Genomic DNA, 22558 nt, shown 5'->3' with positions numbered 1-22558 from the left:
GCAGCAAACCGCCATAGACTTGAACGAGCCACGGGCGCTGAAAAAAGATTAGTTGAGGGAGAAGGACTTACAACGAAAAACGCCGCGACAAGGCGCGGCGTTCAAAATGCAGATTGGAAAAAGATCAGGCAAACGTATCGATGATTGTACCGAGCACTTCGTCGGACGCCTTGGCGACCTTCACGCCCAGCTCTGCCTGGATCTTGCCCTGGGACATCTCGACCATATTGCTGGCCAGATCCGATTGCTGGGCACGATCCACACCGCGTAGACGGTCAACCTGCACTTCGGACGACTGGCTGGTCACCGAGCGCTCGATAGTATTGTTGGCAATCTGGCTGGCAGCCTGATCGACGCGGTTCTGCCCGTTCTGAATCGAGCTCAGACCTGCATAAAAAGCTGTGTTACCGGAGATTTCCATAACATTTCTCATCCTTGGGAAGGATCAATGACGCCATTGAAGCAGAGGCGCCAGAAAAACACCCGTCAAAAACACTAATGGCACAGTGCCTGCCCATAGAGAAAAGCTTAGTCGAGCAGATCCAATTGCAAATGATCCGCCACCGCTTCCGCGCTCAAGGTCTTGAGTTTAGGCACGCGCCCCAGACACGGCGCCGGAATCCGCTCGGCCAGCGTCGCGAGGTTTTCTTCCAGCCGCGAAGTCTTCGGATCAATGATATTCGCCACCCACCCGGCCAACTGCAGCCCATCACGGGCAATCGCCTCGGCCGTCAGTAACGCATGACTGATGCACCCCAGCCGTACGCCCACCACCAGAATCACCGGCAGCTTCAGCGCAATCGCCAGATCCGATAGATTGTCCTGATCAGCCAACGGCACCCGCCAGCCGCCCGCGCCTTCGATCAGAGTGAAATCGGCATTCATCGCCAGAATCTCGCGCATCGGCGCCAGCAGCGATTGCACGGTCAACGCTACTCCGGCCTCGCGCGCTGCCAGGTGCGGAGCAATCGCAGGCTCGAACGCCACGGGATTGACCTGTTGATAAGTCAGCGGCAGCGAACATTCGGCCAACAGCGCCAACGCATCGGAATTGCGCAGCCCCTTGGGCGTCACTTCACACCCTGACGCCACCGGTTTGCCCGCCGCCGTACTCAGCCCCGCAGAACGTGCCGCATGCAGCAACCCGGCGGCAACGGTGGTCTTGCCGACGTCAGTGTCGGTTCCGGTGATGAAATAGGCTGCGCTCATACGGGTTTCTCCAACACGGCGTAGACCACCTGATAAGTCGCCGGCAACCCCGACGCCTCACGGAACTGCTCGTAAGCTTCCACCAGCCCGAGAATCCGCGCCCGCCCGGTCAAACCACCCGGCCTTCCGGGATTCAAATTGTGTGCACCCAAGGCTTTCAATTCATGGGTCAGACTGCGGACATCCGGGTAATGCAATACGTGCGGTTGTTGCTTCAGGCTCAACGCCCGTAAACCGCTGGAGGCACATAACTGCTCATAGCGGGCGAACTCGCGGAAGCGGTTGACGTGCACCAGCCCGTCGACCTGCCGCCAGCTGTCGCGCAACTCAAACAGCGTCCCTACACAAAGACTAGCAAACGCAAAAATCCCGCCCGGTTTCAGCACGCGAAAGGCTTCGCTGAGCACCGCATCGAAGTCCGCGCACCACTGCACGGCGAGGCTGGAGAAAATCAGATCGCAGGTTGAATCCTGCAACGGCAGCCGCTCCGCATCGCCAGCAATGAAATGGTCGGCGCCGCCCAATGGCCGCGCGTGATTGAGCATGCCCTCGGCAATGTCCAGCGCCAGACCGTGGCCCTCGGCAAACCGCGAAGCCAACGCGCGGGTGAAATAACCCGTGCCACAACCCAGATCCAGCCAACGCGCCGGCACGAATTCCTGCGGCAAACGCTCAATCAACTGTGTACCGACATCACGTTGCAACTCGGCGACGCTGTCGTAACTGGCCGCCGCGCGGGAAAAAGAGGCCGCGACCTGGCGTTTGTCAGGCAAGCCGCCAGGCAGCACAAGAGACAAATCAGTCATCACCGCACTCATGTAGAAAAGCCTGGATAGCACCCGCCAGTCCGTGGGGGTCTTCCAGAAGAAACGCATGACAGGCCTGTTCGATCAGACCTATTTCGATATCCGGCAACAGGGCGAACAACGCCCCCGCCGCTTCCGCCGGGACCAGAGCGTCCTGTCCGGCGAACAGATGAAATTGCGGACCGCGAAATGCTTGCAGTGCTTCGCGGGTGTCCAGTTGCGCGAGCAATTCCAGGCCCGCCATCAGCGCCGCCGGCGCGGTGTTCGGCGCGCCGCCCAACAGCAATCGCGACAAGCCGCGCGGATCTTGCGCGCCTTGAGCACAGAGCAGCGAGAACCGTTTGAGAGTTGTGCGCGGATCGGCCTGGCAACCGGCGAGAAACGCATCGAAGGTCTCGCCGGGCATCGCGTTCGGCCACTGTTCATGGGCAACGAAGGAAGGATTGCTCGCCAGCGTCAGCAAACCGCAGCAACGCTCGCCACGGCGCGCCGCCAGTTCGGACGCGAGCATGCCGCCCAGCGACCAGCCACCGAGCCAAACGTCTTGAGGAATACGTTCATCGAGTTCATCGAGCCAGTCTTGCAGATCGCTGGAATCCAGCTCCGGCAGCGGCTCGATTTCCACGTTCAGATGCTCGTCGAGCCCTTGCAATGCTGCGGCCAGAGGCTCCATCGGCGACACACCGAGACCCCAACCGGGCAGCAGAATCAGGCGATCACGCATGGCTTGGCTCCTACGACAGTTGGGCAAAGCAATCGGCCAGTCCCTCTAACAATAGCTGCACCTGCGCCTCGCTGTGCGCGGCGGTCAGGGTTACGCGCAAGCGAGCGCTGCCGGCAGGCACGGTCGGCGGACGAATTGCGGTGACCATCAATCCGCGCTCGCGCAACATCTGCGACAGGCGCACCGCGCGCCCGGCATCGCCAATCATGATCGGCTGAATCGGCGTGAAGCTGTCCATCAGTTCCAGGCCGATCTGCTCGGCGCCCTGGCGGAACTGGCGAATCAACGTTTGCAGATGCTCACGACGCCAGTGTTCAGTGCGCAGCAGCTCCAGACTTTTCAGCGTCGCGCAGGCCAGCGCCGGTGGCTGGCTGGTGGTGTAGATGTACGGACGGGCGAACTGGATCAGGCTTTCGATCAGCTCTTCACTGCCCGCGACGAAGGCGCCTGCTGTGCCGAACGCTTTGCCGAGGGTGCCAACCAGTACCGGCACATCCTCCTGACTCAAACCGAAATGCTCGACAATCCCGCCGCCATTCGCACCCAGCGGCCCGAAACCGTGAGCGTCATCGACCATCAACCACGCGCCTTTGGCCTTGGCTTCACGGGCCAGCGCCGGCAGATCCGCGAGGTCGCCGTCCATGCTGAACACACCGTCGGTGACCACCAACGTATTGCCGGTGGCTTTCTCCAGACGTTTGGCCAGACTCACCGCGTCGTTGTGCAGATAGCGATTGAAACGCGCCCCGGATAACAGACCCGCATCCAATAACGAAGCGTGATTGAGGCGGTCTTCCAGCACCGTGTCGCCCTGCCCGACCAGAGCCGTAACGGCACCAAGGTTGGCCATGTAGCCAGTGGTGAACAGCAACGCACGCGGGCGACCGGTGAGGTCAGCCAATGCTTCTTCCAGTGCGTGATGCGGGCCGCTGTGGCCGATAACCAGATGCGATGCACCGCCACCGACGCCCCAGCGTTCAGCACCGGCGCGCCAGGCTTCGATGACTTGCGGGTGATTGGCCAGACCGAGGTAATCGTTGTTACAAAAGGCGAGCAACGGTTTGCCGTCGACCACCACTTCAGGTCCCTGCGGGGACTCAAGCAGCGGGCGCTGGCGATAGAGGTTTTCGGCACGACGAGCAGCAAGGCGTGCGGCGAGATCGAAAGACATGCAGGCCTCGACTTTTTTAATGACACACATCTTATGTAGGAGTGAGCCTGCTCGCGATGGCGGTGTATCAGCCGACATCAATGGTGAATGTCAGACCGCTATCGCGAGCAGGCTCACTCCTACAGGGGTTTTGCATTTCAAGTTGCGGTTAGACGGCGGCGTTGTAGAACTGCTCGCTGCTCTTCTGCTCAACCAGTGCCTGCTCGATCGCGGCCTGGTGAACCTCATCGGAATGTTCTTCTCGGGCTTCCGGCTGGATGCCCAGGCGCGCAAACAGTTGCATGTCCTTGTCCGCCTGCGGGTTGGCGGTGGTCAGCAACTTGTCGCCGTAGAAAATCGAGTTGGCGCCGGCGAAGAATGCGAGGGCCTGCATCTGCTCGTTCATCGCTTCGCGGCCGGCAGACAGGCGCACGTGGGATTGCGGCATGAGGATGCGCGCTACGGCGAGCATGCGGATGAAGTCGAACGGGTCGATGTCTTCGGCGTTTTCCAGCGGCGTACCGGCGACTTTCACCAGCATGTTGATCGGCACCGATTCCGGATGCTCCGGCAGGTTGGCCAACTGGATCAGCAGATTGGCGCGGTCATCCAGCGACTCGCCCATGCCGAGGATGCCGCCGGAGCAGATCTTCATTCCCGATTCACGTACATAGGCCAGTGTTTGCAGGCGCTCGCTGTAGGTGCGGGTAGTGATGATGCTGCCGTAGAACTCAGGCGAGGTGTCGAGATTGTGGTTGTAGTAATCGAGGCCGGCCTTGGCCAGCGCTTCGGTCTGATCCTGATCGAGACGCCCCAGGGTCATGCAGGTTTCCAGACCCATGGCTTTCACGCCTTCAACCATTTTCAGTACGTACGGCATGTCTTTGGCCGACGGGTGTTTCCACGCCGCGCCCATGCAGAAACGCGTCGAGCCGATGGCCTTGGCGCGGGCAGCCTCTTCGAGGACTTTCTGCACTTCCATCAGCTTTTCTTTTTCCAGACCGGTGTTGTAGTGACCGGACTGCGGGCAGTACTTGCAGTCTTCCGGACAGGCGCCGGTCTTGATCGACAGCAGGGTCGAGACCTGCACGCGGTTGGCGTTGAAATGTGCGCGGTGCACCGTTTGCGCCTGGAACAGCAAGTCGTTGAATGGCTGTACGAAGAGCGCTTTGACTTCGGCCAGGGACCAGTCGTGACGCAGGGTGGCGGTGGTGCTCGCGCTCATGGGTAGTTCCTTGGTTATGCTTGGCTAGCGGCTGCGGGAACGGAATACCCACAGGCGCGACACGGATGTTCGGCATATTTAAGGAAGAGTCATGCGCTGTCAACCACGATACGAAGGACCGGTTTACATCTGTTTAAATAATGTACAGATCTGCTTGCTTTGCGATGAGCCGGCAGAAGCAGAAATGCCAATCTGCGTGGCCTGCGAAACCGATCTGCCATGGCTCGGCGAGCAGTGCATCACCTGCGCTTTGCCGTTATCCACAGCGGACCTGACCTGCGGCGAGTGCCTGCTAGAGCCGCCGGCGTTCGAACAGGTGGTCGTGCCATGGCTGTATGGCTTCCCTGTTGACAGTTTGATTACGCGCTTTAAACACAACGCGAAATGGCCGTTTGGCCACCTGCTCGCCGACGTTCTCGGGCAGTACCTGCAACATCGCTTCGAAGAGGACGTACCAAGACCGGAGGCGCTGTTGCCGGTACCGATGGCGAAACAACGTTTGCGTCAGCGTGGTTTCAATCAGGCTGCGATGCTGGCGCGATGGCTGGGCAAGTCGCTTGATCTGCCGTGCGAGGAGCAGGTCCTGCGCAGGCTGCAGAACACCAGCGCCCAGCAGGATCTCGACGCCAAGGCGCGTAAACGCAATCTGCTGCAAGCCTTCAGCCTCAATCCCGATGCACAGGTGAAGGGCCGACATCTGGCGTTGATCGATGATGTGCTGACGACCGGCGCCACGGCCCAAGCGTTAGCTAGATTGTTAATGAATGCCGGCGCAGCAAGAGTTGACGTTTACTGCCTGGCCCGCACGCCAAAACCCGGAACCTGAAGCCAACACATCCCCCCTGTAGGAGCTGCGGCACGCTGCAATCTTTTGATCTTGTTTTTAAAGATCAAAAGATTGCAGCGTGCCGCAGCTCCTATAGGGGATTGGGTTTGGCTTGACTCTGGCGTTGCAAGCGGCGAACTTCACTTCCCACCGCCACAGCTAAAAAGCCCCCATTCATGTCCATGCCTTCCCTGTTGTCCCAGCACATCGTCCGCCGTCCGCAGCGCATCGCTTTGCTGCAACACATCGCCGAACAAGGCTCGATCACCCGCGCCGCAAAGACCGCAGGCCTGAGCTACAAAGCGGCGTGGGATGCCATCGATGAATTGAACAACCTCGCGCAGAAACCTCTGGTCGAACGCGCCGTCGGTGGCAAGGGCGGCGGCGGTGCAAAACTGTCCAGCGAGGGCGAACGCGTCCTGCGTCTTTATCAAAAGCTGCAAGCCTTGCAGGCCCAGGTTTTGGAAGCCGCTGAGGATGCCAGCGATCTGGATCTGCTCGGTCGCTTGATGCTCAGAACCAGTGCACGCAATCAGTTGCACGGCAAAGTCGTGGCGATTGAAGCGCAGGGCCGCAACGATCTGATCCGCCTCGAACTGGCTGAAGGGCTGCACCTTGACGCGCAGATCACCCACGACAGCACCCTGCATCTGGAGCTGCAGGCCGGCACCGAAGTGGTGGCCCTGATCAAGGCCGGCTGGCTGGAATTGCTGAGCAGCGAGCAATCTGCAACGTCTGGTCACAATCTTCTCAACGGCACCATCGAAGCGATTCTCGACGCCGAAGACGGCCCGAGCGAAGTGCGGATCACCCTGCCCAACGGCCATACCCTCTGCGCGTTGGCGGACCCGCTGGACTTGCGCACTCGCGGGCTGACAGTAGAGCAACCGGTGCAGGTGCAGTTTTCGCCGTCCAATGTGCTGATCGGCACGCCGCTGTAATCCGGCGCTGCAACGAAAGCGTCATCGACGCTCATTAAGGTAGCTGCCAAAACCAAGCAGGGAGCCTGATGTGAGCCTATTAGAAGAAAACCAATCCACTGACCTGGAAAAAATGGTCGGCCTCAGCCGTCGCGGTTTCATCGGTGCCGGTGCACTGTGCGGCGCGGCAATGTTCCTCGGCGGCAGTCTGTTGAGCCGTAGCGCACTGGCCACCGGTGTCAGTGCTGGCAACAGCCGCTTGCTCGGTTTCGAGAGCATTCCCGCCGCGACCACTGACGTCATCACGCTGCCCAAGGGCTACAAATCTTCGGTGCTGATCAGTTGGGGCCAGCCATTGCAAAAAAACGGCCCGGCGTTCGACCCGAGCGGCAACGGCACCGCGGCCGCACAGGAAGTGCAGTTCGGCGACAACAACGACGGCATGAGCCTGTTCGCCTTCCCCGACGACCGCAACCGCGCGTTGATGGCGATCAACAACGAATACACCAACTACCGCTACCTCTACCCGCACGGCGGCATGCCGCAATCGGCCGAAGACGTGCGCAAGGCGCTGGCCTGCGAAGGCGTTTCGGTGATTGAAGTGCAGCGCAAGAACGGTCAATGGCAGTTCGTTCAGGGCTCGCGCTACAACCGGCGCATCCACGGCAACTCGCCGCTACGTATCAGCGGCCCGGCGGCCGGTCATGACCTGATGAAAACCGCTGCCGACAAACACGGCAAGAAAGTTCTCGGCACCTTCCAGAACTGCGCCAACGGTAAAACCCCGTGGGGCACTTACCTGACCTGTGAAGAAAACTTCACCGACTGTTTCGGCAGCAGCAATGCCCAGCAACAGTTCGACCCGGCGCAAAAGCGCTACGGCGTCTCGGTCGCCAGCCGCGAGATCAACTGGCACCCGTACGACCCACGCTTCGACATGGCGAAAAACCCCAACGAACTCAACCGTCACGGCTGGGTGGTCGAGATCGATCCGTTCGACCCGCAATCGACCCCGGTCAAACGCACGGCGCTGGGCCGCTTCAAGCATGAAAACGCCGCACTGGCCGAGACCGACGACGGTCGCGCCGTGGTGTACATGGGCGACGACGAGCGTGGCGAATTCATCTACAAATTCGTCAGCCGCGACCGCATCAACCACCGCAACGCCAAGGCCAACCGCGACATCCTCGACCACGGCACCCTGTATGTGGCGAAATTCGATAATGGCGACAGCAACCCCGATCACCCGAAAGGCCAGGGCCAGTGGATCGAGCTGACCCACGGCAAAAACGGCATCGACGCCAGCAGCGGTTTCGCCGACCAGGCCGAAGTGCTGATCCATGCACGCCTCGCCGCCAGTGTCGTCGGCGCGACGCGCATGGACCGCCCGGAATGGATCGTTGTCAGCCCGAAGGATGGCCAGGTCTATTGCACACTGACCAACAACGCCAAGCGTGGCGAGGACGGCCAGCCGGTGGGCGGACCGAACCCGCGTGAGAAGAACGTCTACGGACAGATTCTGCGCTGGCGCACCGACCGCGACGATCATGCGGCGAAGACGTTTGCCTGGGATCTGTTTGTGGTCGCCGGTAATCCGGGCGTGCATGCCGGGACGCCGAAGGGCGGCTCGAAGAACATCACCCCGCAGAACATGTTCAACAGCCCGGATGGCTTGGGCTTCGACAAGGCCGGGCGTTTGTGGATTCTCACCGATGGCGACTCCAGTAACGCTGGGGACTTTGCCGGGATGGGCAATAACCAGATGCTGTGCGCCGACCCCAAGACCGGTGAAATTCGTCGGTTCATGGTTGGGCCGATTGGTTGTGAGGTCACCGGGATCAGTTTCTCGCCGGATCAGAAAACCCTGTTTGTCGGGATTCAGCATCCGGGGGAGAACGGTGGTTCGACCTTCCCTGAGCATTTGCCGAATGGTAAGCCAAGGTCTTCGGTGATGGCGATTACCCGTGAGGATGGTGGGATCGTCGGCGCCTGATCCATCGCCTTCGCGAGCAGGCTCGCTCCCACAGGGGAATTGCACTCCAAATGTGGGAGCTGGCTTGCCAGCGATGGCGCCAGCACAGACACCAACCAACTCCCCCGCAGCCATCTGCGCTACCATGCTGGGCCGGACGCGGCAGCCTGCTGCGCGCAGGAGTCAGCATGGCCCACCCGTTTGAAACCCTCACACCCGACCTCGTCCTCGATGCCGTTGAAAGCATCGGTTTCCTCAGTGATGCGCGCATTCTGGCGCTCAACAGCTATGAAAACCGCGTTTATCAAGTCGGCATCGAAGACTCCGAGCCGCTGATCGCCAAGTTCTACCGCCCGCAGCGCTGGACCAACGAAGCCATCCTCGAAGAACACAAGTTCACCTTCGAGCTGGCCGACGTCGAAATCCCGGTCGTGGCGCCGCTGATCCACAACGGCGAAACCCTGCACGAGCATGCCGGTTTCCGCTTCACCCTGTTCCCGCGTCGCGGCGGCCGGGCGCCGGAGCCGGGTAATCTCGATCAGTTGTATCGCCTCGGCCAGTTGCTCGGGCGGATTCACGCGGTCGGCGCGACCAAGCCGTTCGAACACCGTGAAGCCCTCGCCGTGCAGAACTTCGGCCACGCCTCGCTGAACACCTTGCTCGAAGGCAACTTCATTCCGAAAAGCCTGCTGCCGGCCTACGAGTCCGTCGCCCGCGACCTGCTCAAGCGCGTGGAAGATGCCTACGCCAACACGCCGCACCAGAACATCCGCATGCACGGCGACTGCCACCCCGGCAACATGATGTGCCGCGACGAGATGTTCCACATCGTCGACCTCGACGACTGCCGGATGGGCCCGGCGGTGCAGGACATCTGGATGATGCTCGCCGGGGATCGTCAGGAATGCCTCGGGCAGTTGTCGGAATTGATGGACGGCTACAACGAGTTTCACGATTTCGACCCGCGTGAGCTGGCGCTGATCGAACCGCTGCGCGCGCTGCGCCTGATGCACTACAGCGCCTGGCTCGCGCGGCGCTGGGATGACCCGGCGTTTCCGCACAGTTTCCCGTGGTTCGGCACCGAGCGGTATTGGGGCGATCAGGTGTTGGCGTTGCGTGAGCAACTGTCGGCACTGAATGAAGAACCGCTGAAACTCTTCTGATTCACCAATATCCTTGTGGGAGCGAGCCTGCTCGCGAATACGGACTGACATTCAACAGTGATGTCGACGGAAACGACGCCTTCGCGAGCAGGCTCGCTCCCACAATTGCCCGCTGTTCACAATTTCCCGACCTTTGCACTACGGCACTCGCCGACGAATCTCCTTACAATCCCTCCTTTGTCAGCTGCCTGAGCAAGGATTCTGCATGCAAGCCGCCAACCCGCGTCGCGGGTACATTCTGGGCCTGAGTGCCTACATCATCTGGGGCCTGTTCCCGATCTACTTCAAAGCCATTGCCGAAGTGCCGGCGGCCGAGATCATCATCCATCGGGTGTTGTGGTCGGCGCTGTTTGGTGCGCTGTTGCTGATGGTGTGGAAACACCCGGGCTGGTTGCGCGAGTTGCTCGACAACCCCAAACGTCTGGCGATTCTGGCCTTGAGCGGTACGCTGATCGCGGCCAACTGGCTGACCTACGTGTGGTCAGTGAACAACGGGCGCATGCTCGAAGCGAGTCTCGGTTACTACATCAACCCCTTGGTAAACGTGCTGTTGGGGATGTTGATCCTCGGCGAACGCTTGCGGCGGATGCAGTGGATTGCGGTCGGTCTGGCGGCGGTTGGTGTGGCGCAACAGGTGTGGCAGGTGGGCAGTCTGCCGTGGGTGTCGCTGGTGCTCGCGTTGACGTTCGGCTTCTACGGTCTGATCCGCAAACAGGCGCCAGTCAAGGCGTTGCCGGGGTTGGTGGTGGAAACCTGGATGTTGGTGCCGATCGCGATTGCCTGGCTGCTCTTCAACCAGACCGCGACCAGCGCTCAACCGGAGTTCTGGACCACGTCCCAAGCCTGGTGGCTGGTGGCGGCCGGTCCGGTGACATTGGTGCCGCTGGTGTGCTTCAACGCCGCCACGCGCCACTTGCCGTACACCACGATCGGTTTCCTGCAATACCTCGCCCCGACCCTGGTCCTGCTGCAAGCCGTGCTGTTGTTCGGTGAGCATCTCTCGTCCAGCACACTGATCGCGTTCATCTTCATTTGGGCCGGTCTGGCCGTTTATAGCGTCGACGCCGTGATCAGTTTGCGCCGGCGCAGCTGATCAAAAAACGCACAAACCCTCACAGGCCACGGTTCTCGTGGCCTGCATCGTTCCTTCCCAAGGTTATCCACAGCGTGATCCCCGCCGTTTGTGCGCAACTCACTGAATGTTGGCGGTTTTTTGATCAGCTGCAGCAAAGCCACGGCGGGCCTCGCGTTGCGGGGTGTCTCTACAGGTTATCCACAGGCAGGTGCACGTTTAAACTGGATAACCGCAGTCGCAGTTAAACGTCTGTGCGTAACACCAGGTCGACCATCAGATCGTCGGCCAGGGTTTCCAGACGCGACTGCAAGACATCGAGCGACAAGGTCAGCGGTACCGCGAGAATCGCCTCGGCATGGAACAGCGGCTCGCTGCTCATCGGTGCCGGGCGCACTTCGGTTACCAGCCGCTCAAGGTTGACGCCCTGCTCGCTCAGCAAGCGGGTGATGTCGCGCACAATCCCCGGCCGATCATTGCCCACCAACTCCATGGCGATCGGTTTCCAGGTGCAGGACTGCTCGATACCACTCTCGGCAATCAATACGCGGATGCCATGCGTAGACAGTGCTTGTAGGGAATCGACTAATTCGTCGTAAGCCTCCGCCGGTACGCCCACCCGAAGAATCCCGGCGAACTGCCCGGCCATCCGCGACATGCGGCTTTCCAACCAGTTACCGCCGTGTTCGGCGATGCATTGGGCGATGCGCTCGACCTGTCCGGGCTTGTCCGGGGCAAACACGGTGAGTACGAGATGGTCCATGGCGCAGCCCTCTTTTCATGACTTTTGTTATAGAAAGGGAAGTATAGGCAAGGGTCGATTTTGCGTTGAGGCGACCGATGCTTTCGCGAGCAGGCTCGCTCTCACATAAACCGCTGCCATAGCAGCCAAATACTATTTATGTGTACAACTTTTTATATTTAGCTGGAACAATCCAATGGTTTTTTGAGAACATCCCGTTCCGCGATGTGACCGCAATGCGACATGAGGTCGCAGAACGACGTAATTAGTCTGATTTTCACAAGCGCAACTCATCATGTAGTATGCCGCAGCGCGCACTACATAACGCCGGATCGATGTCTGCCCAAGGCCTGTTCGCAACCCTGAAAGCCCCGTCAGCAAGGCCCCAAGCCGTTGATTGGTCCCAGCCCAGCCGCCAGCAATGGCATGTACTGGTCGGCAGGTTTGTGGTTTAAATGGCCAGAGGCTTCATTGTCAAAATTGAAGAGCTGAAAAGCGAAATAGCTGAGCAGAGTGAGGCAAGCAATGACTGAACACGTTCAAGTCGGTGGCCTGCAGGTCGCCAAAGTCCTGTTCGACTTCGTGAACAACGAAGCCATTCCCGGTACCGGCCTCACCGCCGACAAATTCTGGGAAGGTGCCGACAAGGTCATTCATGACCTGGCGCCGAAGAACAAAGCCCTACTCGCCAAACGCGATGACTTCCAGGCTCGTATTGACGCCTGGCATCAGGAACGCAACGGTCAGGCGCACGACGCCGTGGCCTATAAAGCCTTCCTGCAAGAAATCGGTTATCTGCTGCCAGAAGCGGCTGATTTCCAGGCAACGACGCAAAATGTCGATGATGAAATCGCCCGCACCGCCGGTCCGCAACTCGTTGTGCCGGTGATGAACGCCCGCTTCGCTCTCAATGCTTCGAACGCCCGCTGGGGTTCGCTGTACGACGCCCTCTACGGCACCGACGCGATCAGCGAAGACGGTGGCGCGGAAAAAGGCAAAGGCTACAACAAGGTGCGGGGCGACAAAGTCATCGCCTTCGCTCGTGCCTTCCTCGACGAAGCTGCGCCATTGGCTGCTGGCTCTCACGTTGACTCGACCGGCTACAAAATCGCTGACGGCAAACTGCTGGTCACCCTCAAGGGCGGCAGCAACACTGGCCTGCGCGACGATGCACAACTGATCGGTTTCCAGGGCGACGCCAACGCGCCAATCGCGATCCTGCTGAAACACAATGGTCTGCATTTCGAAATCCAGGTCGACGCCAGCACCCCGGTTGGCCAGACCGACGCCGCCGGCGTCAAAGACATCCTGATGGAAGCCGCGCTGACCACCATCATGGACTGCGAAGACTCCGTGGCCGCCGTCGATGCCGACGACAAAGTGGTGATCTACCGCAACTGGCTCGGCCTGATGAAGGGCGACCTTTCGGAATCCGTTTCCAAGGGCGGCCAGACCTTCACCCGCACCATGAACCCGGACCGCACCTACGCCGCGCCGAATGGCGGTGAAGTGACCCTGCATGGCCGTTCGCTGTTGTTCGTGCGTAACGTTGGCCATCTGATGACCATCGACGCGATCCTCGACAAAGACGGTAACGAAGTGCCGGAAGGCATCCTCGACGGTCTGGTCACTTGCCTCGCGGCGATGCACAACCTCAACGGCAACACCTCGCGCCGCAACACCCGCACCGGTTCGGTCTACATCGTTAAGCCGAAGATGCACGGTCCGGAAGAAGCGGCGTTCACCAACGAGCTGTTCGGTCGCATCGAAGACGTGTTGGGCCTTACGCGCAACACCCTGAAAGTCGGGATCATGGACGAGGAACGCCGCACCACGGTCAACCTCAAGGCTTGCATCAAGGCTGCCAGTGAGCGCGTGGTGTTCATCAACACCGGTTTCCTCGACCGCACCGGCGACGAAATCCACACCTCCATGGAAGCCGGCCCGGTTGTGCGCAAGGCTGACATGAAGGCTGAGAAGTGGATCGGCGCGTACGAAAACTGGAACGTCGATATCGGTCTGAGCACCGGCCTGCAAGGTCGTGCGCAAATCGGTAAAGGCATGTGGGCGATGCCGGATCTGATGGCCGCGATGCTCGAGCAGAAAATCGCGCACCCATTGGCTGGCGCCAACACCGCTTGGGTTCCATCGCCGACTGCCGCTGCACTGCACGCGCTGCACTACCACAAGGTCGACGTGTTCGCCCGTCAGGCCGAACTGGCCAAACGTGCTCGCGCGTCCGTCGACGACATCCTGACCATCCCGCTGGCGGTCAACCCGAACTGGACGCCAGAGCAGATCAAGAACGAACTGGACAACAATGCCCAGGGCATTCTCGGTTACGTGGTGCGCTGGATCGACCAGGGTGTTGGCTGCTCGAAAGTGCCGGACATCAACGACGTCGGCCTGATGGAAGACCGTGCCACGCTGCGTATCTCCAGCCAGCACATCGCCAACTGGCTGCGCCACGGCGTAGTCACCGAAGCGCAAGTGATGGAAAGCCTCAAGCGCATGGCGCCGGTGGTTGATCGTCAGAACGCCAACGACCCGTTGTACCGTCCGCTGGCACCGAACTTCGACAGCAACATCGCCTTCCAGGCGGCGGTCGAACTGGTGATCGAAGGCACCAAACAGCCGAACGGTTACACCGAGCCGGTGCTGCACCGTCGTCGTCGCGAGTTCAAGAAGGCCAACGGCCTGTAACTTGCGCTGAATGCCGGACATGAAAAAGCCCTGATCGAGTGATCAGGGCTTTTTTGTTTGTGTTGGATTGGATTTTGGTGGTGGGCTTGAGATCCATCCCCCTCACCCCAGCCCTCTCCCCCAAGGGGCGAGGGGGAAAGGGAGCAGATTGAGGAAGCTTCAAGTTCTGAGTTCGACTCGGTAATTTCAAGTCGGTGTACCTTGCACATTCACCGCGGTCAGTCCCCTCTCCCTCTGGGAGAGGGCTAGGGTGAGGGGCTCTTAGGGATCGATACCCAACTCGTGTTTGACCAGACCGAGCAACTTGCCCGTATCAATCGGCTTGAGCAAAAAATCCACCACGCTCAAATGCATTGCCGCAATCGCGTCTTTCACATCGGCATCGCCGGAAACAATGATGATCGGCATCGCCGCCCGCACCGACTCACGCACTTGGCGGATCAGCTCGAGGCCATCGACATTGCCCATGCGCAGATCCGTGATCACCAGCCCAATCGAGGGTTTTTCAGCGAGCATCTTCAGCGCCGTTTCACCACTGGCAGCGGTCATGCAACGAATGCCGTCCAACGCGAGAATCTCCGACAACAGCTCCCGGGCGTCCTTGTCGTCATCAACGATCAATACACGCTGAGGTGGAAGATCAGGTTCGAGCATGACTGCACTGAGCGCTTCTCGCTCGGCATCGCTCAAAATATCGTGGTCGGACATGGCGTTCTCTAAGTATTCAAAACAGTCCCTTGGCAAGTGGTCAGACATCGCGGGGCAGAGCTTCAATGTGCACTTCGTCGGATTTTTTTCCAAGGGGGCAAACAAGGGAATTTCCGACTGTTTGCGTAGGGCATCTCCGAAACTGCGCCAATGGTGGCAAAACCTAGACTTACGTCCAATGGGCACCCTGTCCGTAGGGGTCGACCATGGCCGTAACGATCCGACAACAACAATTCGAAAAAGACTGCGGTAATGGTTATGAGTAAAGCGGACGCCTTCACCCAGGCAGGGAAAACCGCGGTATTGCAGAACATTCAGGGCACCCTGCAATTCCTCCAGCGCTTCCCGCCCTTCAATCAGATGGAACACGCCCACCTCGCGTATCTGGTGGAGCAATGTCAGCTGCGTTTCTATGGCCAGGGCGAAAGCATCATCAAACCCGCCGACGGCCCGGTCGAACACTTCCATATCGTCAAACAGGGTCGGGTGGTCGGTGAACGCCAGCACATCACCAAACCCGGCACCGAGACCACATTTGAAATCACCACCGGCGAATGTTTTCCGCTGGCCGCATTGCTCGGCGAACGCGCGACCCGCACCGAACATCTGGCCGGCGAAGACACCTTCTGCCTGCAACTGAACAAACTGGCGTTCATCAAACTGTTTGCCCTTTCCAACGCCTTTCGCGACTTCGCCTTGCGCGGGGTCAGCAGCCTGCTCGATCAGGTCAATCAGCAAGTGCAGCAGAAAGCCGTGGAAACCCTCGGCACGCAGTACTCGCTGAACACCCGACTCGGCGAACTGGCGATGCGTCACCCGGTAACCTGCAGCCCCGACACACCGTTGCGTGAAGCGGTGAAACTGATGCACGAGCAGCAGGTCGGCAGCATCGTCGCCGTGGATGAACACAAGGCACCGCTGGGGATTTTCACCCTGCGCGATTTGCGCCATGTCGTGGCCGAAGGCATCGGCGATTTCAGTGAAGCCATCGAGCGCCACATGACGCCTTCGCCCTTTTATCTTTCGCCGGATCACAGTGCCTTCGATGCAGCGATTGCGATGACCGAACGGCACATCGCGCACGTCTGTCTGGTCAAGGATCAACGCCTGTGCGGCGTGGTTTCCGAGCGCGATCTGTTTTCGCTGCAACGGGTCGACCTGGTGCATCTGGCCCGGACGATCCGCAGCGCCCAGCGTGTCGAACAACTGGTCAGCCTGCGTGGCGAGATCGGCCAACTGGTCGAGCGCATGCTCGCTCACGGTGCTTCTTCGACGCAGATCACCCACATCATCACCCTGCTCAACGATCACACCGTGTGCCGGGTGATCGAACTGACCCTCGCGGAAAAAGGCGACCCCGGCGTGCCGTTCAGTTGGCTGTGCTTCGGCAGCGAAGGCCGCCGCGAGCAGACGCTGCACACCGATCAGGACAACGGCATTCTGTTCGACGCCCGGGACGCAGCACATGCGGCGGAAATTCGCGGCAAGCTGCTGCCGATCGCCCAGCAGATCAACCAGAGTCTGGCGCTGTGCGGCTTCACCCTGTGCAAGGGCAACATCATGGCCGGCAACCCCGAGCTGTGTCTGTCGCGAGCGGAATGGGCACGGCGTTTTGCGGCGTTTATTCGCGAGGCGACGCCGGAGAATCTGCTCGGGTCGAGCATTTATTTCGACTTGCGCGTGGTCTGGGGTGATGAACAAGGCTGTGAACAACTGCGCCGGGGCATTCTCGATCAGGTCGGCGACAACCGTTTGTTCCAGCGCATGATGGCCGAAAACGCCCTGCGCAACCGTCCACCAGTGGGGCGTTTCCGCGAGTTTGTGCTGGCGCGCAAGAATGGCGAAAAAGCCACGCTGGACCTCAAGGTGCAGGGGCTGACGCCGTTCGTGGATGGCGCGCGACTGCTCGCACTGGCCAACGGCATCGACGCCAACAACACCCTCGAACGCTTCCGTCAGTTGGTCGAGAAAGAAGTCATCGAGCGACTGGATGGCGCGGCGTATGAAGAGGCGTATCACTTCATTCAGCAAACGCGTATGCAACAGCATCAATTGCAGACACGGGAGAACCTGCCCTATTCCAACCGCGTCGACCCGGACAGCCTCAATCATCTCGACCGGCGCATCCTGCGAGAATCCCTGCGCCAGGCCCAGCGCCTGCAAAGCAGCCTGACCTTGCGGTATCAGCTATGAGCCTGTTCTCGTGGCTGCGCCCGGCGAGTGCGGTGGTGCCGGTGGATTTGCAGCAACGTCTGGCGAAGTTGCCGGCGATCAACGAGTTGAGCGAATGCACGTTGCGCGAACAGCGCTGGGTGGTGCTGGATCTGGAAACCACCGGACTGAACCTGAACAAGGATCGCGTGGTGTCGATTGGCGCGGTGGTGATCGAGGATGGCGCGATCGATTTCAGTCAGCAATTCGAACGCACGTTGCGGTGTCGTGAATTGAAGCTCAGCCCAAGCGTGTTGATTCACGGCTTGGGACCGAACGCGATTGCAGCCGGCAGTGAACCGGCCGAGGCATTGTTGGAGTTGCTGGAGTTTGTCGGTGACAGCCCGGTATTGGCGTTTCATGCGCCGTTCGACCAACACATGCTTGGACGTGCGCTAAAGGAGCATCTGGGGCACAAGTTGCAGCAGGTGTTTCTCGATGTCGCCGACATTGCACCGTTGGTGTGTCCGCAGGCGCAGATTCGTGAGGCCGGGCTGGATGAGTGGATCGACTGGTTCAAGCTTGAAGTGTTCGAGCGGCACAACGCGAGCGCCGATGCGCTGGCCACGGCGGAACTGGCGTTGATTCTGTTCAACCGGGCGCGGGGGCAGCAGATTCATAGTCCGTTGAATTTGCAGCAGCGGTTGAGTCAGTGGAAGCGGCGGCAGCAGGCGCCTTCGTTCTGAAATTGAGTCAAGTCCAAGATCCATCTCCCTCACCCCAGCCCTCTCCCAGAGGGAGAGGGCGCCGACCGAGGTGTCTCGGGTTTTCCATCGACCTGAGAAACCGCGTCGATTATGGATTCAGCAGAAATCTTTCACGTCGGCGTATTGCGTCAATATCCCCCGATCAGTCCCCTCTCCCTCTGGGAGAGGGCTAGGGTGAGGGTCTGCCTTTAACCGCCCACCTGACCAGTGGCCAATTGCTAACCATTCCCACCTCTGCCACAATCGCGAACAATTCGCGTTAGTTAACATTTCCCAATCGGTGATGTCCGGTGTCGTCAGTCCCAAGCCCTAACAGTGAGCTCGTCGGTGCGATGTATCGCGACCATCGCGGTTGGCTGCTGGCATGGTTGCGGCGCAATGTGGCTTGCCCGCAGCGCGCCGAGGACTTGAGCCAGGACACCTTCGTGCGCCTGCTCGGTCGCGACGAAATGCTGACACCGCGCGAGCCACGCGCCTTTCTGGTGGCAATCGCCAAAGGCTTGCTGTTCGACTACTTCCGTCGCGCGGCGCTGGAACAGGCCTACCTCACCGAACTGATGCTGATCCCCGAAGGCGAACAACCTTCGGTGGAAGAACAGCAAATGATCCTCGAAGACCTCAAAGCCATCGACCGCTTGCTCGGCAAACTGTCGACCAAAGCCCGCGCCGCTTTCCTTTATAACCGCCTCGATGGCCTCAGCCATGCCGAGATTGCCGACAAGCTCGGCGTTTCGGTGCCGCGTGTGCGCCAGTATCTGGCGCAAGGCATTCGCCAGTGCTACATCGCCCTGTACGGTGAGCCGACGTGAGTCCGGCCAGTTCCAGACCAGTACCGGCGCATGTGCTGGACGCGGCGATTGCCTGGCAGTTGACCCTCGACTCGAGCAGTCCGCTGGAACGTGAAGAGTTCGCCAAATGGCATGCGGCCAATGAAGAGCACGCCCGCGCCTGGCGCCAACTGGGCATGCTCGATCAGCGTTTCAGCGTGGCCAAAGGCCCGGCTCGCAGCGCCTTGTTGCAATCGCGCGAAGGCATTCGCCGACGGGTACGCAAGCTCGGCAGTGGGCTGGCCAGCGTTGTGGTGCTGGTCGGTGTGGGGCTGTTTGCCAGTGAACGCTTTCTGCCGCTGGATTACTGGCTTGCCGATCAACGCACCGCGACCGGTGAGCAGCGCACTGTGCGTCTGGCTGACGGCACCGTGCTGAATCTCAACACCCACAGTGCAGTAGATGTGCGGTTCGATGACAAGCGCCGATTGATCGTGTTGCAGGAAGGCGAAATTCTCGTCGAGACCGGTCATGGCGACGCGCGGCCCTTTATCGTCGAAACCCGCGAAGGCAGCATGCGCGCCCTGGGTACGCGGTTTCTGGTCAAGCGTGAAGACCAAGGCACGCGTCTGAGCGTGTTGCAGTCGGCGGTCGCGGCGCACCCGCAATCCAACCCTGAAGAGCAAATCCTCCATGAAGGCCAGCAAGTGCTGCTGCGCAGTGATGGATTGGGTTCGATCGTCGCGCTCAACCCCGGCGCTGATGCCTGGACGCGCGGCATGTTGGTGGTGGATAACGCGCGCCTCGGCGATCTGGTGCATGAACTGGGGCGTTATCGTCGCGGGCATCTGGGCGTGGCGCCGGAAGTGGCGGATCTACGGATTACCGGCAGCTTCCCGCTGCATGACACCGACAAAGCCTTGAGCGCATTGCTGCCGACCCTGCCGGTGCAGATCGAGCGGCATACGCCGTATTGGGTCACAGTCGCGAAGGCTGATATCAAGCCTGAGTAGTGGGCTGGTAGAACTATCGCTTTCGCGAGCAGGCTCGCTCCCACAGGAGAATGTATTCCAAATGTGGGAGCGAGCCTGCTCGCGAAGGCGTCATCCGCGGCAACACTATTTCCAGCTAATAAAAATTATTTTCATCCAGCCCTATCACTTTTTGCTTTTCATCCGGCACACAGGCAATTGAGAAATATTTCCATTCAGGAGCCGCCGTATGTCCCGTTCGCTAGACACCTTGTTGCGCCCCAGTCTGCTGGCCGTCGCCATCGCGCTCAGCGCACCGCTGATCAGCAGTCCGTTGCTCGCCGCGGAACAAGCGTCCAGCGTACGCGCCTACAACCTGCCGGCGGCGCCACTGTCGACCACGCTGAACCAGATCGCCAGCCAGGGCGGCATTGCGCTGTCGCTGAATCCGTCGCTGGCGGCGGGCAAGACTTCGGCACCGGTGAACGGCCAGTACGATGCGACTGGCGCTCTGCGTGCGGCCCTGCGTGGCACGGGTCTGCAACTGGAGCAAAGCAGCACCGGCACTTACACCCTGGTCGCCGTGCCTGAAGGAACGCTGGCCCTGCCGGAAACTTCGGTCATCGGCGTGGAAAACTTCGAAAGCGCCTGGGGCCCGGTCGAAGGCTATACCGCCACTCGCACCGCCGCTGGCAGCAAGACCGACACCGCGCTGGTCGAAGCACCGCGTTCGATCTCCGTCGCTACCCGCCAGCAAATGGACGACCGCAGCGTGCACAGTCTCGACGATGCTGTGCGCTACATGCCGGGCATCACCGCCAGCAGCTACGGCAGCGACACCCGCGCCGACTGGCTGCGTGTGCGCGGTTTCGAACCGACCCAGTTCCTCGACGGTCTGCCGCTGCCAAAAGGCGTGTACGCCAACCCGAAACAGGAAACCTGGAACCTCGACCGCCTCGCCCTGCTGCGCGGCCCAGCCTCCTCGGTTTACGGCCAGACCCCACCGGGCGGCCTGCTGGACATGGTCAGCCGTCGTCCAAGTGCTGAAGCCAGCAACGAAATCCAGCTGCAATACGGCAGCGACAACCACCGTCAGATCAACTTCGCCAGCACCGGCAAGATCGATGACGCCGGTCAGTTTCTCTACGGCCTCAGCGGCGTGGTGCGCGACAGCGGCACCCAGGTCGATCACGTCGACAACAAGCGCTACAACATCGCGCCGAGCCTGACCTGGAACATCGATGACGACACCAAGCTCACCCTGCTGAGCCAGTTCACCCGCGACGATACCGGCATCACCAGCCAGTTCCTGCCGGTGCAGGGCACCAAGATCAAGTCACCGTTCGGCGATATCTCCCATCACAAGAATCTGGGTGATCCGGACTGGGAATATTACGATCGCACCTACTACGCGCTGGGTTATGCCTTCGAACATCGTCTGAACGATGTCTGGCAGTTCAAGCAGAACCTGCGCTACACCAAGTCGGATCTGTCGTTCCAGTCGCTGACGCCGGGTTCCTATCCGTTCGCGCAAGTTGACGATCAGGGCAACGTAAACCGCACCAGCACCAGTGTCGACGAAGACATCAGCCAGTTCGCTGTGGATAACAACTTCCAGGCCGACTTCGCCACCGGTGACATCCGCCACACCCTGCTGTTGGGCCTGGATCACCAGCGCAGCAACACCAACTACACCTCGATTTTCGGTGACGGCCTGCCCACCAACGTCATCACGCCGATCTACGGTCAGCCGATCGTGCGCCCGGCGCGCTCCACGGCGTTTTACGATTATGACCAGAAGACCTACCAGACCGGCCTGTACATCCAGGACCAGATGGCCCTCGACCAGTGGCGCCTGACCCTCGGCGGCCGTGAAGACTGGGTGCACACCAGCACAAAGTTCATCAACAAGGGCGATGCCACCAACACCCAGCGCGACAAGGCCTTCAGTGGCAACGCCGCGCTCAGCTACGTGTTCGACAACGGTTTCGTGCCGTATCTGTCGTACGCCGAGTCTTTCCAGCCGACCACCGGTGCCGACGCCTCGTCCACCGAGTCGCTCAAACCGACCGAAGGCAAGCAGTGGGAGCTGGGCATCAAGTACCAGCCACCGGGCAGCAAAACCCTGCTGACCGCTGCCGTGTATGACCTCACTCAGAAGAACGTCTCGGTCAACACCTTCGTCAACAACGTCTCGATCACCAGCCAGACCGGCGAAGTGAAAGTCAAAGGCCTGGAGCTGGAAGCGGTTTCCGACGTCACCGACAACCTTAAAGTCATCGCTGCCTACACCCTGGCCAAATCGGAAGTGCAGAATGGCGTCGACAAGGGCAATCGCCTGCAACTGATGCCGAACCAACAAGCGTCGCTGTGGACCGATTACACCTGGCACGCCGGCGTCCTCGACGGCTTCGGCATTGGCGGTGGCGTGCGTTACACCGGCAACACCTATGGCGACAAGGCCAACACCTGGCTGGGCAAGGCGGATGCCTACACCGTGTTCGACGCTTCGGTGCATTACGACCTCGGCCGTCTGGACAACAGCCTCAAAGGCGCGTCGCTGGCACTCAACGCGACCAACCTGTTCGACAAGGAATACATTTCCACCTGCGACAGCTTCTACTGCTACTACGGCGACACGCGCAGTGTCGTCGCCAGCGCCACTTACAAGTGGTAAGCGCT

Annotated in this window: 19 protein-coding genes; 11 read left to right on the top strand and 8 right to left on the bottom strand. The window is 60.2% G+C overall.

Annotated features, from left to right (window positions below; translation table 11 throughout):
* Positions 1-124 precede the first annotated feature (124 nt).
* From ACI514_RS28070 to bioB, 6 genes are all read right to left on the bottom strand, one after another.
* Positions 125-421 carry a pyrroloquinoline quinone biosynthesis protein PqqE gene (locus ACI514_RS28070; protein ID WP_160059671.1) on the bottom strand — a complete coding sequence of 99 codons (297 nt, stop codon included), beginning with the start codon at positions 419-421 and terminating at the stop codon, positions 125-127.
* A gap of 107 nt (positions 422-528) precedes the next feature.
* Positions 529-1209 carry a dethiobiotin synthase gene (bioD, locus tag ACI514_RS28065; RefSeq protein WP_134178024.1) on the bottom strand — a complete coding sequence of 227 codons (681 nt, stop codon included), beginning with the start codon at positions 1207-1209 and terminating at the stop codon, positions 529-531.
* Entirely contained in the window at positions 1206-2015 is an 810-nt protein-coding gene (gene bioC, locus ACI514_RS28060; protein WP_160059672.1) for a malonyl-ACP O-methyltransferase BioC, read from the bottom strand. The genes bioD and bioC overlap by 4 nt, the downstream gene beginning before the upstream one ends.
* Positions 2008-2739 (bottom strand): alpha/beta fold hydrolase, encoded by a 732-nt coding sequence (locus ACI514_RS28055; RefSeq protein WP_160059673.1) that lies wholly within the window; start codon positions 2737-2739, stop codon positions 2008-2010. The genes bioC and ACI514_RS28055 overlap by 8 nt, the downstream gene beginning before the upstream one ends.
* Before the next feature lie 10 nt (positions 2740-2749).
* On the bottom strand, positions 2750-3910 hold the full coding sequence (gene bioF / locus ACI514_RS28050) for an 8-amino-7-oxononanoate synthase (RefSeq protein WP_405122754.1): 1161 nt from the start codon (positions 3908-3910) through the stop codon (positions 2750-2752).
* Positions 3911-4058: 148 nt separating this feature from the next.
* Positions 4059-5114: a biotin synthase BioB gene (gene bioB, locus ACI514_RS28045; protein WP_160059674.1), complete on the bottom strand. Its 1056-nt coding sequence runs from the start codon at positions 5112-5114 to the stop codon at positions 4059-4061.
* A 91-nt stretch (positions 5115-5205) separates the two neighbouring features.
* Here bioB and ACI514_RS28040 point away from each other — a divergent pair, with 91 nt between their 5' ends.
* The 5 genes from ACI514_RS28040 (at position 5206) to rarD (ending at position 11088) form a co-directional block, all read left to right on the top strand.
* Positions 5206-5940, top strand: coding sequence for a ComF family protein (locus ACI514_RS28040; protein ID WP_405122753.1), 735 nt, complete (start codon positions 5206-5208; stop codon positions 5938-5940).
* A 176-nt stretch (positions 5941-6116) separates the two neighbouring features.
* A complete protein-coding gene (locus tag ACI514_RS28035; RefSeq protein WP_160059676.1) occupies positions 6117-6881 on the top strand; it encodes a TOBE domain-containing protein in 765 nt (254 codons plus the stop codon).
* Positions 6882-6951: 70 nt separating this feature from the next.
* Entirely contained in the window at positions 6952-8853 is a 1902-nt protein-coding gene (locus tag ACI514_RS28030) for a PhoX family phosphatase (RefSeq protein ID WP_160059677.1), read from the top strand.
* 167 nt (positions 8854-9020) lie between these two features.
* The gene (locus ACI514_RS28025; RefSeq protein ID WP_016983182.1) at positions 9021-9995 is read left to right on the top strand and encodes a serine/threonine protein kinase; all 975 of its coding nucleotides are present in this window, start codon (positions 9021-9023) and stop codon (positions 9993-9995) included.
* A 205-nt stretch (positions 9996-10200) separates the two neighbouring features.
* Positions 10201-11088: an EamA family transporter RarD gene (rarD, locus tag ACI514_RS28020; RefSeq protein WP_160059678.1), complete on the top strand. Its 888-nt coding sequence runs from the start codon at positions 10201-10203 to the stop codon at positions 11086-11088.
* Positions 11089-11311: 223 nt separating this feature from the next.
* On the opposite strand, the gene ACI514_RS28015 is transcribed toward rarD, so the two are convergent.
* Positions 11312-11830 carry a glycine cleavage system protein R gene (locus ACI514_RS28015; RefSeq protein WP_160059679.1) on the bottom strand — a complete coding sequence of 173 codons (519 nt, stop codon included), beginning with the start codon at positions 11828-11830 and terminating at the stop codon, positions 11312-11314.
* A 504-nt stretch (positions 11831-12334) separates the two neighbouring features.
* On the opposite strand from ACI514_RS28015, the gene ACI514_RS28010 reads away from it, so the two are divergent.
* Positions 12335-14512, top strand: coding sequence for a malate synthase G (locus ACI514_RS28010; protein ID WP_160059680.1), 2178 nt, complete (start codon positions 12335-12337; stop codon positions 14510-14512).
* Positions 14513-14773: 261 nt separating this feature from the next.
* Here the strand turns inward: ACI514_RS28010 and ACI514_RS28005 are convergent, their stop codons facing one another.
* The gene (locus tag ACI514_RS28005; protein WP_160059681.1) at positions 14774-15220 is read right to left on the bottom strand and encodes a response regulator; all 447 of its coding nucleotides are present in this window, start codon (positions 15218-15220) and stop codon (positions 14774-14776) included.
* A gap of 258 nt (positions 15221-15478) precedes the next feature.
* Between ACI514_RS28005 and ACI514_RS28000 the strand changes: the two genes are divergently transcribed.
* From ACI514_RS28000 to ACI514_RS27980, 5 genes are all read left to right on the top strand, one after another.
* The gene (locus ACI514_RS28000) at positions 15479-17413 is read left to right on the top strand and encodes a putative nucleotidyltransferase substrate binding domain-containing protein (RefSeq protein WP_342794316.1); all 1935 of its coding nucleotides are present in this window, start codon (positions 15479-15481) and stop codon (positions 17411-17413) included.
* Positions 17410-18117: a PolC-type DNA polymerase III gene (locus ACI514_RS27995; protein WP_405122752.1), complete on the top strand. Its 708-nt coding sequence runs from the start codon at positions 17410-17412 to the stop codon at positions 18115-18117. The genes ACI514_RS28000 and ACI514_RS27995 overlap by 4 nt, the downstream gene beginning before the upstream one ends.
* 353 nt (positions 18118-18470) lie before the next feature.
* Positions 18471-18947, top strand: coding sequence for an RNA polymerase sigma factor (locus ACI514_RS27990; RefSeq protein WP_189684071.1), 477 nt, complete (start codon positions 18471-18473; stop codon positions 18945-18947).
* Entirely contained in the window at positions 18944-19918 is a 975-nt protein-coding gene (locus ACI514_RS27985) for a FecR domain-containing protein (RefSeq protein WP_405122751.1), read from the top strand. The genes ACI514_RS27990 and ACI514_RS27985 overlap by 4 nt, the downstream gene beginning before the upstream one ends.
* 208 nt (positions 19919-20126) lie before the next feature.
* The gene (locus ACI514_RS27980; protein WP_405122750.1) at positions 20127-22553 is read left to right on the top strand and encodes a TonB-dependent siderophore receptor; all 2427 of its coding nucleotides are present in this window, start codon (positions 20127-20129) and stop codon (positions 22551-22553) included.
* Positions 22554-22558: the final 5 nt, after the last annotated feature.

Origin of the sequence: Pseudomonas sp. M20 (genome assembly GCF_045037865.1) — a bacterium.
Lineage (GTDB): Bacteria > Pseudomonadota > Gammaproteobacteria > Pseudomonadales > Pseudomonadaceae > Aquipseudomonas.
This window is presented reverse-complemented; position numbering and strand designations above follow the sequence as displayed.